Origin of the sequence: Ancylobacter sp. G4_0304 (genome assembly GCF_047501495.1) — a bacterium.
Lineage (GTDB): Bacteria > Pseudomonadota > Alphaproteobacteria > Rhizobiales > Xanthobacteraceae > Ancylobacter.
Map to the genome: position 1 here is coordinate 120,786 of NZ_JAZDRM010000006.1, position 12,426 is coordinate 133,211.

General features: G+C 68.3%; 13 protein-coding genes and 1 tRNA gene. 5 read left to right on the plus strand and 9 right to left on the minus strand.

Annotated features, from left to right (window positions below):
- Positions 1-124 precede the first annotated feature (124 nt).
- A complete protein-coding gene (gene moaA, locus VRZ77_RS05425) occupies positions 125-1,153 on the minus strand; it encodes a GTP 3',8-cyclase MoaA (protein WP_414591669.1) in 1,029 nt (342 codons plus the stop codon).
- A 171-nt stretch (positions 1,154-1,324) separates the two neighbouring features.
- Here moaA and VRZ77_RS05430 point away from each other — a divergent pair, with 171 nt between their 5' ends.
- Positions 1,325-1,735, plus strand: a complete 411-nt coding sequence (locus tag VRZ77_RS05430) for a gamma-butyrobetaine hydroxylase-like domain-containing protein (RefSeq protein WP_414591633.1) — start codon at positions 1,325-1,327, stop codon at positions 1,733-1,735.
- Between the two features lie 21 nt (positions 1,736-1,756).
- Here the strand turns inward: VRZ77_RS05430 and VRZ77_RS05435 are convergent, their stop codons facing one another.
- Together VRZ77_RS05435 and VRZ77_RS05440 are read right to left on the minus strand one after the other, a co-directional pair.
- Positions 1,757-2,359, minus strand: coding sequence for a L,D-transpeptidase (locus tag VRZ77_RS05435; RefSeq protein ID WP_414591634.1), 603 nt, complete (start codon positions 2,357-2,359; stop codon positions 1,757-1,759).
- A gap of 162 nt (positions 2,360-2,521) precedes the next feature.
- Positions 2,522-4,441 carry an acyltransferase family protein gene (locus VRZ77_RS05440; protein ID WP_414591635.1) on the minus strand — a complete coding sequence of 640 codons (1,920 nt, stop codon included), beginning with the start codon at positions 4,439-4,441 and terminating at the stop codon, positions 2,522-2,524.
- Positions 4,442-4,604: 163 nt separating this feature from the next.
- On the opposite strand from VRZ77_RS05440, the gene VRZ77_RS05445 reads away from it, so the two are divergent.
- Positions 4,605-4,775, plus strand: a complete 171-nt coding sequence (locus VRZ77_RS05445) for a hypothetical protein (protein WP_414591636.1) — start codon at positions 4,605-4,607, stop codon at positions 4,773-4,775.
- 50 nt (positions 4,776-4,825) lie between these two features.
- Here the strand turns inward: VRZ77_RS05445 and VRZ77_RS05450 are convergent, their stop codons facing one another.
- The 3 genes from VRZ77_RS05450 to VRZ77_RS05460 all read right to left on the minus strand — a co-directional run bounded on the left by VRZ77_RS05450 (position 4,826) and on the right by VRZ77_RS05460 (position 7,078).
- The gene (locus VRZ77_RS05450; RefSeq protein WP_414591637.1) at positions 4,826-6,124 is read right to left on the minus strand and encodes a DUF2254 domain-containing protein; all 1,299 of its coding nucleotides are present in this window, start codon (positions 6,122-6,124) and stop codon (positions 4,826-4,828) included.
- 99 nt (positions 6,125-6,223) lie between these two features.
- A tRNA-Val gene (locus VRZ77_RS05455) sits at positions 6,224-6,298 on the minus strand.
- Between the two features lie 87 nt (positions 6,299-6,385).
- Positions 6,386-7,078, minus strand: a complete 693-nt coding sequence (locus VRZ77_RS05460) for an HAD-IA family hydrolase (RefSeq protein WP_414591638.1) — start codon at positions 7,076-7,078, stop codon at positions 6,386-6,388.
- Between the two features lie 192 nt (positions 7,079-7,270).
- Between VRZ77_RS05460 and VRZ77_RS05465 the strand changes: the two genes are divergently transcribed.
- The 3 genes from VRZ77_RS05465 (at position 7,271) to VRZ77_RS05475 (ending at position 9,222) form a co-directional block, all read left to right on the plus strand.
- The gene (locus tag VRZ77_RS05465; protein WP_414591639.1) at positions 7,271-7,798 is read left to right on the plus strand and encodes a hypothetical protein; all 528 of its coding nucleotides are present in this window, start codon (positions 7,271-7,273) and stop codon (positions 7,796-7,798) included.
- Positions 7,799-7,901: 103 nt separating this feature from the next.
- Positions 7,902-8,603 carry a ribose-5-phosphate isomerase RpiA gene (rpiA, locus tag VRZ77_RS05470; RefSeq protein WP_414591640.1) on the plus strand — a complete coding sequence of 234 codons (702 nt, stop codon included), beginning with the start codon at positions 7,902-7,904 and terminating at the stop codon, positions 8,601-8,603.
- A 28-nt stretch (positions 8,604-8,631) separates the two neighbouring features.
- Complete coding sequence (locus tag VRZ77_RS05475) at positions 8,632-9,222, plus strand: DUF2059 domain-containing protein (protein WP_414591641.1); 591 nt, start codon at positions 8,632-8,634, stop codon at positions 9,220-9,222.
- Between the two features lie 84 nt (positions 9,223-9,306).
- Here the strand turns inward: VRZ77_RS05475 and VRZ77_RS05480 are convergent, their stop codons facing one another.
- The 3 genes from VRZ77_RS05480 to VRZ77_RS05490 form a co-directional block, all read right to left on the minus strand.
- Entirely contained in the window at positions 9,307-10,818 is a 1,512-nt protein-coding gene (locus tag VRZ77_RS05480; RefSeq protein ID WP_414591642.1) for a tripartite tricarboxylate transporter permease, read from the minus strand.
- A 13-nt stretch (positions 10,819-10,831) separates the two neighbouring features.
- On the minus strand, positions 10,832-11,314 hold the full coding sequence (locus VRZ77_RS05485) for a tripartite tricarboxylate transporter TctB family protein (RefSeq protein ID WP_414591643.1): 483 nt from the start codon (positions 11,312-11,314) through the stop codon (positions 10,832-10,834).
- Between the two features lie 89 nt (positions 11,315-11,403).
- Complete coding sequence (locus VRZ77_RS05490; protein WP_414591644.1) at positions 11,404-12,369, minus strand: Bug family tripartite tricarboxylate transporter substrate binding protein; 966 nt, start codon at positions 12,367-12,369, stop codon at positions 11,404-11,406.
- Between the last annotated feature and the right edge of the window lie 57 nt (positions 12,370-12,426).

A 12,426-nucleotide genomic window follows, 5' to 3' on the forward strand; every position in this document is an offset into this window, starting at 1 on the left:
ACGGGCGCGACGCAGCTATAGGGAGTTCTACGGATTTAACGCCCGATGCTGCGCCGCAGCAAGGGGCCGGGGCGCAGTTCTGCCATGTGCGGATGGCGATGAGATGTCCGCGTGCGCCGCCGCCTCAGCCGCCGGTGACGCTCATGTGCCGGCGCAGCGCCGGCGGGCGGCCGGGGCGGTCGATCACGAAATCATGCCCCTTGGGCTTGCGGAAGATGGCATCGTCGAGCGCGGCGTGGAGCTTCTCGTCGCTCTCCGAGGCGCGCAGCGGCGCGCGCAAATCCGCCGCGTCGTCCTGGCCGAGGCACATATAGAGCGTGCCCGTGCAGGTGACGCGCACCCGGTTGCAGCCTTCGCAGAAATTATGGGTGAGCGGGGTAATGAAACCGAGCCGCCCGCCGGTCTCGGGAATCGAGACATAGCGCGCCGGGCCGCCGGTGCGGTAGGGGATGTCCTCCAGCGTCCAGCGCTCGGCGAGCTGCGCGCGCACGCGGCTGAGCGGGAGGTACTGGTCGATGCGCTCGGCCCCGGTCTCGCCCAGCGGCATGACCTCGATCAGCGAGACATCCATGCCGCGGCCATGCGCCCATTCGATCAGCGAGGGGATTTCAAGCTCGTTCTCGCCGGCCAGCGCCACCGCGTTCAGCTTCACCTGCAGGCCCGCACGTTGCGCGGCGTCGATGCCGGCGAGCACCTTGGAGAGGTCGCCCCAGCGGGTGAGCGCCCGGAATCGTTCGGGGTCAAGCGTGTCGAGCGAGACGTTGATGCGCTTGACCCCACACGCCGCCAGATCGTCCGCGAAGCGGGCAAGCTGCGAACCGTTGGTGGTGAGGGTCAGTTCTTCCAGCGCGCCGGAGTCGAGATGGCGGCCGAGCGAGCGGAACAGCGTCATCACATCGCGCCGCACCAGCGGCTCGCCGCCGGTGAGCCGGAGTTTCTTCACGCCGCGCGCCACGAAGGCCGAGCACAGCCGGTCGAGTTCTTCCAGCGTCAGCAGTTCGGGCTTCGGCAGGAACGTCATGTGTTCTGCCATGCAGTAGACGCAGCGGAAGTCGCAGCGGTCGGTCACCGAGACGCGCAGATAGGTGACGGCGCGGCCGAACGTATCGACCAGCGGCGCACGCGCGGGCTCCCGAAGTATCCTGTCGATCATCGCCTCGCGCTGGTCGCTCACGCTCAACTCCCTGGCATCGCATTGGCGCGCCTGTCTTATCTAAGGGGTGACCGTGGGACTGCCAAGCCGGCGAACCCTATCGGGCGATAGCGGAAACCGTTCAAATTTCCGTTTTGCCCGGCCATCTTGGCGGATCCGCGCCGTGGGCTTATGTGGGGGGCACATGTGAGGGAAACGCCCGTGACCGACGCCTGGCCTACCGAAATCCGTGTCCATAAGGACCGCCGCGGCATCACCATCGCCTTCGACGACGGCGCCAGTTACACGCTGTCGGCGGAATATCTGAGGGTCGAGAGCCCTTCGGCCGAGGTGCAGGGCCATTCGCCCGCCGACCGCCAGACCGTGCCCGGCAAGCGCGAGGTGCGCATCCAGGAAGTGATCCCGGTCGGGCATTATGCCGTGCGGCTGATCTTCGACGATAGCCATTCCACCGGCATCTACACCTGGGACACATTCCGCACGCTGGGCGACGAGTATGAGGAGCGCTGGAAGCGCTACCTTCAGGAGCTCGCGGCGAAGAACCAGTCGCGCGACCCGGCCGGAGCGCAGCGCCGGCATTGAGCCGGCGCCGCCTGCGCGGGGTCAGTTCAGCACATAGACCCGGGTGCCGACCGCGACGCGGTTGTACAGGTCGGACACGTCGTCATTGGTCATGCGGAAGCAGCCCGAGGACACAGCCTGGCCAATGGTCTCCGGCTCGTTGGAGCCGTGGATGCGGTAGAGCGTCGAGCCCAGATACATGGCGCGCGCGCCGAGCGGGTTGTCGATGCCGCCTGGCATATAGCGCGGCAGGTCCGGGCGGCGCTTCAGCATCTGCGGCGGCGGCGTCCAGCCCGGCCACTCGGCCTTGCGGGTAATGGTCTTGGTACCGGACCAGCGGAAGCCGTCGCGGCCGACGCCGATGCCGTATTTCAGCGCGGTGCCGCCGGGCTGGACGAGATAGAGCCGCCGCTCGGCGGTGTTGATCACGATCGTGCCGGGCGCGTATTTGCCGTCATAGCGCACAGTCTGGCGCGGGATCGGCGAGGAGCCGCGATAGCCGGACTTGGGCCCGACGCCGAAATCGGACGGCATCGGGAAGATGCCCAGGAACCGGCTCTGGCCGGGTTCATAGGCCATGGCGGGTGCCATGGCGCTCAACATTAGTAGCGCGGCGGCCCCCGCCGCCAGTTTCATCAGTCGCATCGCCAGCCTCATACGGAACGAACCTGCCCCTGCCGACCCGGCGCCGGGCAGACAAGCTTAGCTTGAGAGCCGGGCGTCGTCGAAGGGCGCAGGTGGCAAGTATGCGGCGAATGTACGAAAGAACTCTTCATCTTGTCGCGAGGTGGCGCCGTCGCGGACGCGCTATGGCGCGGAAGACACAGGCGTCGCCGACGCGCCCACCGCCACGCCGGCATCCGCAAAGATGCGCCGGGCGAGGGGGAAGCCGAAGAAATCGACGCCAGCCTGCGTGAAATGCGAGGCGTCGAACTGCAGCGGTTCGCCATTGGCTGAGAGCGGACAGTCGGTGCCGTGGCAGCCGGTATCGAGCACCGAGAGATAGGTCACGTCCGGGTTTCCGGCGAAATGTGCCTTCAGCGCCGCGTCTTCCTGCGCCACCTCCGGCTTGAGGTCGCGCCCCGCCATGATGTCGGTGTCGCCGCGCGCGATGCGGCGCGCGAGGATTTTCGGCACGGTGCGCCGAAAGAGCGGAACCGGCCCGACCACCACTACCCGGATGCCGGCCTTCGCCAACTCAGCCACGCCCCGGTCGAATTCCGGGAAGATCGCCGAGACCGCACCGATTACCACGATGTCGGGGCGGTTCTTCATCAGCCAGTCCAAGGCGAGCTGGTTCATGCTGGCGCAGAACGGCGAGCCCCCGCCCTGGCCGCCGGCAAACGGCGTACAGGCCGCGCCGGTGACCTGACCCAGCGCATAGCCGTGCTGTTTGGCCACGTCGTCGATGGCGTTGACGAACTGCGCGATATGGCTGTTGCCCCACAGGATGATGTTGGGGCGCTGCGTCGGCAGGCATTCCGGCTTGAGGTCGGTATCGCGCCGGCTGAACACGATGAAGCAGCTGCCCGAGCGAAAGATGTGGTCGGATTTGTAGGTGGCGAACTTGGCGAGCCGCAGCACCTCGCCCTCATAGCGCATCGGCAGGCCGCGCGTGGAGACCGTGACCTGCGCGAACACCGCGAGCAGGGCGGTGGCCGCCGCCGTACCCCCGGCCAGCCGGGCGCGCGTGAACAAGGCCCGGTTGAGGCGGACCGGTTGCTCGACGAAGCGATAGGACAGGTAGCCGAGCAGCGTCGAGGCCAGCACGCCGCCGATCAGGAACCAAGTCGGGTCGAGGTCGTCGAAGCGCTCGGACACCAGCGAGACGATCGGCCAGTGCACCAGATAGAGCGAATAGGAGATCCGTCCGAAGAACAGCATGGGCGGGATGCTGAGCAGGCGCGACGGCAGGCTCGCGCCCTTCTCCCCGCCCCAGATCACCAGCGCCGCCCCGAGGCTCGGCACCAGCGCCAGCAGGCCGGGGAACGGCATGGCGGAGGTGATGAACACCATGCCGCCCAGGATGAGCACGCAGCCGGCGAGCACCGCGCCCGCGCGCAGCGGCGCCGAGGCCGGGAACCGCATGCCGGGCAGGGCGAGGGCGGAGCCGATCAGCATTTCGAAGGCGCGGAACGGCAGCAGGAAATAGGCGGCGGCCGGGTCATGGCGCAGCATCGCCTCGCTCGCCACCAGCGAAGCGAGGAGCAGCGCCACGATCATCGCCGGCACCGCGCCGGGGCGGTAGCGCCGGCAGAGCAGCAGCAGCGCGGGAAGGACGAGATAGAACTGTTCCTCGACGCCGAGGGACCAGTAGTGCAGCAGCGGCATTTCCTGCGCGCCGGGGCCGAAATAGTCCAGCCGCTGGTAGAAGAAGATGTTGCCGGCCGCAAACACCGACCACAGCATCGAGCGGCCGAAGATCAGCAATTCGTGCGGCAGCAGGATCAGCGAGGCGGCGAGCGCGGTAACCGCCGTTACCACCAGGAAGGCGGGCGCGATGCGGCGGATGCGGCGCTCATAAAAGCCGACGATCGAGAACGAGCCGTCAGCCATGTCCCCGAAGATGGAGCGCGAGATCAGGAAGCCGGAAATGACGAAGAACACGTCGACGCCGATGAAGCCGCCCGGCAGCCAGTCCGCCCCGAAATGGAACAGGACCACACCGAGAACCGCGATCGCCCGCAGGCCGTCAATATGGGAGCGATAGGAAAGGGACTGGTGCAAAAAGGCGCCGCTTCTCTGACACGTGACATTCCAGCCATTATCATAGGACCCCCGAGGCGTCACCGCGCGTGCGGCGCCGTCTCAGGGGTGGCTATCCACACGTCTTGCGACGCTGTGGACGGTGGTCTGCGGATTCGGCCGGACGGGTTCCGGGAGGGGCTGGATGATTGCGATCGGATGCCTGGCGCCGCTGATTCTCGGCGTGGCGGGATTGCTCGGCGGCAACTGGCTCGCCGGGAGCCAAGGCGCGGTTTGGGGCGGCCTGGGTGGACTTGTCATTGGCGGAGCGGTGCTCGCCGCCATGGGCTGGCTCGCCCGTCAGCTCAAGACCTGAGCCGAGGGCCGGGCCCCGGCAGTGATGGCCCAGGTGCCGCGTCGCGTCGGTCAGGAGAGCGGGGCCACAGGTCTGCCCTCGATATCCGCATGCACCTCGCGCAGGCGCTGCTTGTCCTCGACGAGCGTCAATGCCGCCTCCGCGCGTTGGCGTGCCATTGATGCCTGCCGAAGGGCGGCAGCGCGAAAATCGGTATCGCCGAGCTGCGCGAGGGCATTGAGGGATTTTTGCAGCCGCAACTGCACCTCGATCAGCGCGGCGCCGTCACGCGCGATCAGCATGAAGGCATCCTCCATCAGATCGTCGGCGGCGAGCGGCGCGACGAAGAGTTGCGGAAATTGCGGCTCCGTCGCCTCCACCGGCTCGGCCCAGAGCGCGAGCAGGCGCGTCGCGCGACCGAGGACATCGATCGCCGTGCCCGGATCGTTCACCGCCGGCGACAGCGCGCGCATCGCGATCTCGCTGAGCACGGCGAGACCGAAGCGAGGGTCCTGATCGAAGCTGCGTTCCGACGCGATGGTGAAGGCGCCGCGAACCTCGTGCATCAGCCCGTCCATATCTGCGTCGCCCTCGTCGGTGGGGGCATCCTTGCGCGGCGATATGCGGGCGAGCGCCGTCGTCGGGTAGGTGAAGGTTCCCGGCAGCGCAAGGACGAGGATATCGACCTGCCGGGCCTCGCAGCAGCGGGACAGCGCCGGCATGTCGATGTGCTGGACATAGCCGATGAGGTCGGCCCCAACTGCCCGCGCGTCGTGTAGCGGGCGCGGTGCCTCGCCGAGCGGCCTTCCGCCGAGGCACGGCGCCTTCCGGCGCTGCTCGATGGCGATGCGGGTCGCCTGCTCCACGCGATCGGTGGTCTCGCCAACGCGGCCGAGCCGGGTGAGATGATCGATCCAGCGCAGCAGCGTGATGACAATGAGGATCACGATGCCGATGGTGATCAGGAACAGCACCACGCGCCCGCGCTCGCCGTAAAAGCTGAGCTTCAGCGCGATCATGCCGACAATGCCGAACAGGAAGCAGCCGAGGAAGGTCGACAGCACGTTCTGCGAGACGCGATCCTCGACCAGCAGGCGTGTCGCGCGCGGGGTGACGTTGCTGGTGGCCGAACCATAGGCCGACACCATCACGCTGAGCGAAAAGGTGGTCACGGCAAGCATGCTGGACGCTATGATGTCCAGCAGACTGTCCACCGCGTCCGCGCCTATGGAGTGCGGCAGTTCCCAGGGAACGTAGGGCTCGACGAAGGCGGCGACCACCGCGCCGGCGGCGCCGAGGAAGCCGATGAGGCTGGCCCGGACCCAGAGGCGCCGGCTGAACTGGGTCAGAATCCACTGCCACTGTGCCATGGAGATACTCGCGCCCGCCCGGCTTGCCCCGGCTGTGAACAGGGACCCAGTTCTAAGGGCCGCAGACGCGGCCGCCAACTGCAACATGTCGGAAGGAAATGGTGGGCGATGCAGGGATTGAACCTGCGACCCCTCCCGTGTGAAGGGAGTGCTCTCCCGCTGAGCTAATCGCCCGTCGGGTTCTTGGCGAACCGCAACAGTGCCGTGAGGCGGGCTGGATTTAGTGTGTCGACATGAGTGGTGTCAAGCGCCCTGCCGCAATCAACGCGCTAGGAGCAGATGCTCCACAGTTTCCGGCAGCCGGGCGAAATGGTCGATGAAGGCATCGCCGCCCAGTTCCTCGGCCGGAATGTCGGTATAGCCGAACGGCACCACCACCACTGGCACGCGTGCATTCTTGGCCGCGAGCACGTCGGTCATGCTGTCGCCGACCATCACCGCGCGGCCGGGCAGGCCGCCAGCGCCGGCGATGGTGCCGAGCAGATGGCCGGCATCGGGCTTCCTCACCGGGAAGGTATCGGCGCCGGCGATGATGGCGAAGCGCTCGGCGAGGCCGAGCCGGGTGAGCAACAGCTTGGACAGATGCTCCAGCTTGTTGGTGCACACGGCGAGCACATGGCCGCGCGCGGTCAGTTCGTCCAGCGCCTCGACGAGGCCGGGGAACGGGCGCGAACGGTCGGCGATGTGGTCGGTGTAGTGGGCGAGGAACATCGACTCCAGCGCCGCGAAGCGCGCCTCGTCCACGGTGACACCGGCGGCGTCGAGGCCGCGCGTCACCAGCGCCTTGACCCCGGCGCCGATCATCTTGCGGGTGTCCTCATGCGGCAGCGGCCGGGCGCCGGCCTCGGCCAGCACCAGATCGAGCGTGTCGAGCAGGTCCGGGGCCGTATCGACCAGGGTTCCATCGAGATCGAAGGCGATGACGGCTGGCGCGGAGGCGATCGATGAGGGCATAAACGGTTCCGTAGATAAAACGCGATAGATGCGAACGGGCGAAAAGCGGGAGCGGACGGCGTGACGACGCGCTTGATGCTACAGGCCTACAATCCTGCCGCTTTTGCTGTCCAGCGTTCCGCGTCCATACGGCGCAGGTGCCGGCCGGCGCGCCGATCCATTCGTCAAGGCTTTGCTTCCGGGAGTTTTCTGATGATGCCGCTGTTCCGAACCGGCCCTTCGCGTTTCCCTGTCCGGCGCAGGCCTGTGCTCGCCAGCCTGACCGCCGGCGCCCTGGCCGTGCTGGTGCTTGCCGCGCCGCAAATCGCCTTCGCGCAGGGCCAGTCCACCACGCCGGCCGAGACGAAGCCCGCGCCTGCGCCCTCCACCGACGCCGCGCCGCCGTCTTATGCCGGGCCCTATGTGTTCGGCTCGCCGCCTTCCGCGCAGGCGAACCGTCTCTATTCGGTCAATGCCCGCACCGGCGAAGTCTCGGCCTGCCAGTTCGAGCGCCCCGAGGGCAGCCTGATCGGGCTGACCAAGTGCTTCCCGCGCGATCCCAGCGCCGGGCCGGCGGGGGAGGGCAGCTACGACATCGTGTCCACCCGCTATTCCGGCGAGACCGGCATCTTCCGGGTCAATGTGGAAACCGGCGAGATGAGCGTGTGCTATGTGCGCGACATGCCGCGCCCCAATGGCGGGGCCGAGGCGGTGGTGGTGTGCACGCCCGGGGCGCGCTGAGCACCAGCTTTCCGGCGCGCGAAGCTGCGCGCAAAAGGCGCGGCGGGCTTGTTCTCGCCGCGGTTCGGCGGTAGGCAGCGGAGCTGGATTTCTGGAGCCCCGCATGTCCGACGCCGAGAGTCTCAAACGCCTTGCAGCCGCCCGCGCGCTGGAGCAGGTGCGCTCCGGCATGAAGCTCGGGCTTGGCACCGGCTCCACCGCGAAGCATTTCGTCGAATTGCTGGCCGAGCGCGTCGCGCAGGGGCTGGAGGTGGTCGGCGTGCCGACCTCCGAGCAGACTCGCGCGCTGGCGCAGAGCTTGAATGTGCCGCTCGGCACGCTGGACGAGCATCCCGCGCTCGACCTCACCGTGGACGGCGCCGACGAGGTCGGCCCCGGCCTCGCTCTGGTGAAGGGCGGCGGCGGCGCGCTGCTGCGCGAGAAGATCGTCGCCTCGGCCTCCGCGCAGATGATCGTCATCGCCGACGCCTCCAAGCATGTCGCGACCCTCGGCGCCTTCCCGCTGCCGATCGAGGTGGTGGATTTCGGCGTCGCGGCGATCCGCCGGGGCATCGAGCGCGCCGCCCGCGCGGCCGGCTGCGCCGGGCTGCTTACCCTGCGCCGCGGCAAGGACGGCCATGTTTTTGTCACGGATCAGGGACACCTGATCCTCGACGCGGCCTATGGCGCGATTCCCGACCCCGTACTCCTCGCCCGCGCGCTGGAGCAGGTTCCGGGTGTGGTGGATCATGGCCTGTTCATCAATCTGGCGAGCCGCGTCATTCTCGCGGGCGCCGACGGCATAGCGGTCCTCGACCGTGCGTGACGGTCACGAGTTCGTCAGGGAGAGATTCATGCGTTTTGCGCTTGCAGGCCGTTCCGGGTTCCGGCACCCGGCCGCGAACACGATCGCCGCCTTGGGGCTGATCGCCGGGATCGCGGCGGCCGGGCCGGCGCTGGCCCAGAGCCAGCCCTTCCCCATGGACAAAGCGCAGGCGGCGGCCCCTGCCAAGCCGGCCACCCCGCCGAGCGCCGGGCAGATCAAGCTTGCCAACGAGCTGCTGGTCGCCAATGGCGAGGCAAGCGCCTTCGACGCGCTGATCCCCGGCGTCATCGAGCAGGCGGCCAATAGCTTCGTGCAGGCCAATCCGGACCTGATCCGCGACCTGCGCGACGTCGCCAAGTCGATGATCCCGCAATATGAGAACCGCCGCGCCGAGATCACCGCGATCCTCGCGCAGACCTATGCGGCGCAGTTCTCCGAGGCTGAGCTGACCGAGCTCTTGACCTTCTACCGCTCGCCGGTGGGCGTGAAGCTGGTGCAGCGCCGGCAGGAACTGCTGGACGAGGGCCTGCGCGGCATCCAGACCTGGAGCGCCAAGTTCTCCCGCGAGATGGAAGCGCGGGTGCGCGAGGAGATGAAGAAGCGCGGCTTCACCATCTGATCCTCGCGGCAGGACGGATATGAAAATGCCCGGCGCGAGCCGGGCATTTCTGTTTGTGCGGGAGGCGGCAGCGGCCGGCGCGCCTCAGTCCTCGTCGCCGCCCACGGGGGCCTTGCGGCCGGTCGCGAGGAAGAACAGCAGCGGCCCGAACAGGGCGAGCGCGGACAGCGCGTAGAGCGTGAGCGCGATCGGGCTCTGGAACAGCACCACCGGGTCGCCGACGCTGATGGCGAGCGCGCGGCGCAGCTGCTGCTCGGCCAGCGGGCCGAGGATGAGGCCGACCACGACCGGGGCGATCGGGTAGTCGTAGCGGCGCAGCACATAGCCCAGCAGGCCGAAGATCAGCAGCATGCCAAGCTCGACCAGCGACGGGTTGGCGCCGAGCGTGCCGAGCGTGGCGAACACGAGAATGCCGCCATAGAGCCACGGACGGGGGATCGCCAGCAGCCGCACCCACAGGCCGACCAGCGGCAGGTTGAGGATCAGCAGCATCGTGTTGGCGATGAACAGGCTGGCGATCAGGCCCCAGACCAGATCGGGATTGGTGACGAACAGCAGCGGGCCGGGATTGAGACCGTATTGCTGGAAGCCGGCGAGCATGATCGCCGCCGTCGCCGAGGTCGGCAGGCCGAGGGTGAGGAGGGGCACCAGCACGCCGGCAGCGGCCGCGTTGTTCGCGGCTTCCGGCCCGGCGACGCCCTCGATGGCGCCGTTGCCGAATTCGTCCGGCTTCTTGCACAGTCGCTTTTCCAGCGCATAGGACAGGAAGGTCGGGATTTCCGCGCCGCCCGCCGGCATGGCGCCGATCGGGAAGCCGAGGAAGGTGCCGCGCAGCCACGGCCTCCAGGAGCGCTTCCAGTCTTCCCGGTTCATGAACACCGAGCCCTTCACCGGCTGGATGATCTCGTCCGCGCGCGCGCCGGCGGCGACCACCGAGAGCGTCTCGCCGATGGCGAACAGCGCCACCGCGAGCGTGGTCACTTCCACGCCGTCGAGCAGGTCCGGGATGCCGAAGGAGAGCCGCGCCTGCCCGCTCTGCAGGTCGATGCCGATCAGGCCGAGGGCGAGGCCGATGAACAGGCTGGTCAGCCCGCGCGTGACCGAGGAGCCGAACGCCGCCGACACCGTGGTGAAGGCCAGCACCATCAGCGCGAAATAGTCCTCGGGTCCGAAGGAGATGGCGATGTCGACCACGGTGGGGGCGATCAGCGCGAGGCCGATGGTGGCGATGGTGCCGGCCACGAAGGAGCCGATGGCGGCGGTGGCGAGCGCGGGGCCGCCGCGCCCGGCGCGGGCCATCTTGTTGCCTTCGAGCGCCGTGACGATCGAGGAGCTTTCGCCCGGCGTGTTCAAGAGGATCGAGGCGGTGGAGCCGCCATACATGCCGCCATAGTAGATGCCGGCGAACATGATCAGCGAGCCGGCCGGGTCGAGCTTGAAGGTGATCGGCAGCAGCAGCGCGACGGTGAGCGCGGGGCCGATGCCCGGCAGCACGCCGACCGCCGTGCCGAGCATGACGCCGACGAAGGCGAAGACGAGGTTCATGGGCTGCAGGGCGATCAGCAGGCCCTGGCTGAGAGCGGCGAACGTATCCATGGACGGCGGCCCCTCAGATCAGCCGTTCGAGCGGGCCGGCAGGCAGCGAGAGCTGCAGCCCCTTGGCGAAGATCAGGTAGATGATGAAGCACATCACCGTGCCGGCGAGGAAATGCCCCCAGACCGGGCCCTTGCCGAAACCCTTGGCGGTGGCCGCGAACAGCCAGCCGGTGGCGATGGAGAAGCCGAGGAACGGCAATAGAGCGATCTGCCCGACGAGCCCGGCGAGTACCCAGGCCATGGGCACGATCTCGTCGCGCGGGCGGTCAACCGGGCCGGCGCGCATCGCCTCGACCGCGGTGGCGACAGCGAGCAGGGCGAGCCCGGCCGAGATGATGGTGGGGAAGGCCGCCGGGCCGACCGCCGAATGCGCGTTCACGCTCGACAGGCGCCAGGCGTCCCAGCCCACGACCAGGGAGAGCGCCGCCAGGCCGAAGGCAATGGCGAAGCCAGCCTTGTCGGCGGTCCTGGGTGATGAGGGAGTAGTGTCGGACATCGGCGGCTCCCGAGGGATGAAGACGCGCGCTCCCCCGCGGCCGTTGGCCGGCAGGGGAGCGGCAAAAGGCAGGCGGGTCAGCCGCGCGCTTACTGCGCGAGGCCGATGTCCTTAAGGATGGTCTGGGTGGCGGCGATGTCCTTGGCAAGCTGCGCCTCGAACTCGGGGCCGGCGAGATAGGTGTTCACCCAGCCCTTCTGGGCCAGCATGTCCTGCCAGGCCTGGGACTTGGCCATCTTCTCAATCGTCGCAGTGACCTGCGCCTTCTGCTCCGGCGTCAGGCCGGGCGCGGCGGCGACCATGCGCCAGTTCTGGATATCGACGTCGACGCCGGACTCCTTGAAGGTCGGGACATCCGGCAGGTTGGCCAGCCGCTCGGGGCTCGACACGCCGAGGATGCGCAGCTTGCCGGCCTTGGCCTGTGCCTCGAACTCGCTCATGCTCGAAATGCCGACCGTGACCTTGCCGCCGAGGATGGAGGCGAGCGACTCGCCGCCGCCGGAGAAGGCGATGTAGTTGACCTTGGTCGGGTCGACGCCGATGGCCTTGGCGATCAGCCCGGCGGTGATGTGGTCGGTGCCGCCGGCCGAGCCGCCGGCCCAGGACACCTTCTGCGGATCGGCCTTGAGCGCGGCCACGAGGTCGGCCATCGACTTCAGCGGCGAGCTGGCCGGCACGGCGATGGCCTCGTATTCGCCGGTCAGGCGGGCGATCGGGGTCACCTGCGAGAGGTTCACGGGCGACTTGTTGGTGATGATCGCGCCGACCATAACATAGCCGCCGACGATGAGCTGGTTCGGGTCGCCCTTGGCGGAGTTCACGAACTGGGCGAGACCGATGGTGCCGCCGGCGCCGGGAACATTCATCACCTGCACGTTCGGGACGATCTTCTCGGACTGGAGCACCTGCTGCATGGAGCGCGCGGTCTGGTCCCAGCCGCCGCCGGGGCCGGCCGGCGCCATGATCTTCAGCTCGCTCTGCGCCTGGGCGGCGCCGAGCGGAAGGGCCAAGGCGAAAGCGGCCGCAAGCAGGGCGCCGCGGAAATTCTGATTCATGGTTTTCCTCCAGGTCGTGCGTGCGGCGCTTGTGGGGGCAGCACCGTCTTTACGCTG

Bases quoted from the DNA above. Each gene is read 5' to 3' on its own strand.
- moaA (WP_414591669.1), bottom strand. From the start codon at position 1,153: ATGATCGACAGGATACTTCGGGAGCCCGCGCGTGCGCCGCTGGTCGAT.
- VRZ77_RS05430 (WP_414591633.1), top strand. From the start codon at position 1,325: ATGTGGGGGGCACATGTGAGGGAAACGCCCGTGACCGACGCCTGGCCT.
- VRZ77_RS05435 (WP_414591634.1), bottom strand. From the start codon at position 2,359: ATGCGACTGATGAAACTGGCGGCGGGGGCCGCCGCGCTACTAATGTTG.
- VRZ77_RS05445 (WP_414591636.1), top strand. From the start codon at position 4,605: ATGATTGCGATCGGATGCCTGGCGCCGCTGATTCTCGGCGTGGCGGGA.
- VRZ77_RS05450 (WP_414591637.1), bottom strand. From the start codon at position 6,124: ATGGCACAGTGGCAGTGGATTCTGACCCAGTTCAGCCGGCGCCTCTGG.
- VRZ77_RS05460 (WP_414591638.1), bottom strand. From the start codon at position 7,078: ATGCCCTCATCGATCGCCTCCGCGCCAGCCGTCATCGCCTTCGATCTC.
- VRZ77_RS05465 (WP_414591639.1), top strand. From the start codon at position 7,271: ATGATGCCGCTGTTCCGAACCGGCCCTTCGCGTTTCCCTGTCCGGCGC.
- rpiA (WP_414591640.1), top strand. From the start codon at position 7,902: ATGTCCGACGCCGAGAGTCTCAAACGCCTTGCAGCCGCCCGCGCGCTG.
- VRZ77_RS05475 (WP_414591641.1), top strand. From the start codon at position 8,632: ATGCGTTTTGCGCTTGCAGGCCGTTCCGGGTTCCGGCACCCGGCCGCG.
- VRZ77_RS05480 (WP_414591642.1), bottom strand. From the start codon at position 10,818: ATGGATACGTTCGCCGCTCTCAGCCAGGGCCTGCTGATCGCCCTGCAG.
- VRZ77_RS05485 (WP_414591643.1), bottom strand. From the start codon at position 11,314: ATGTCCGACACTACTCCCTCATCACCCAGGACCGCCGACAAGGCTGGC.
- VRZ77_RS05490 (WP_414591644.1), bottom strand. From the start codon at position 12,369: ATGAATCAGAATTTCCGCGGCGCCCTGCTTGCGGCCGCTTTCGCCTTG.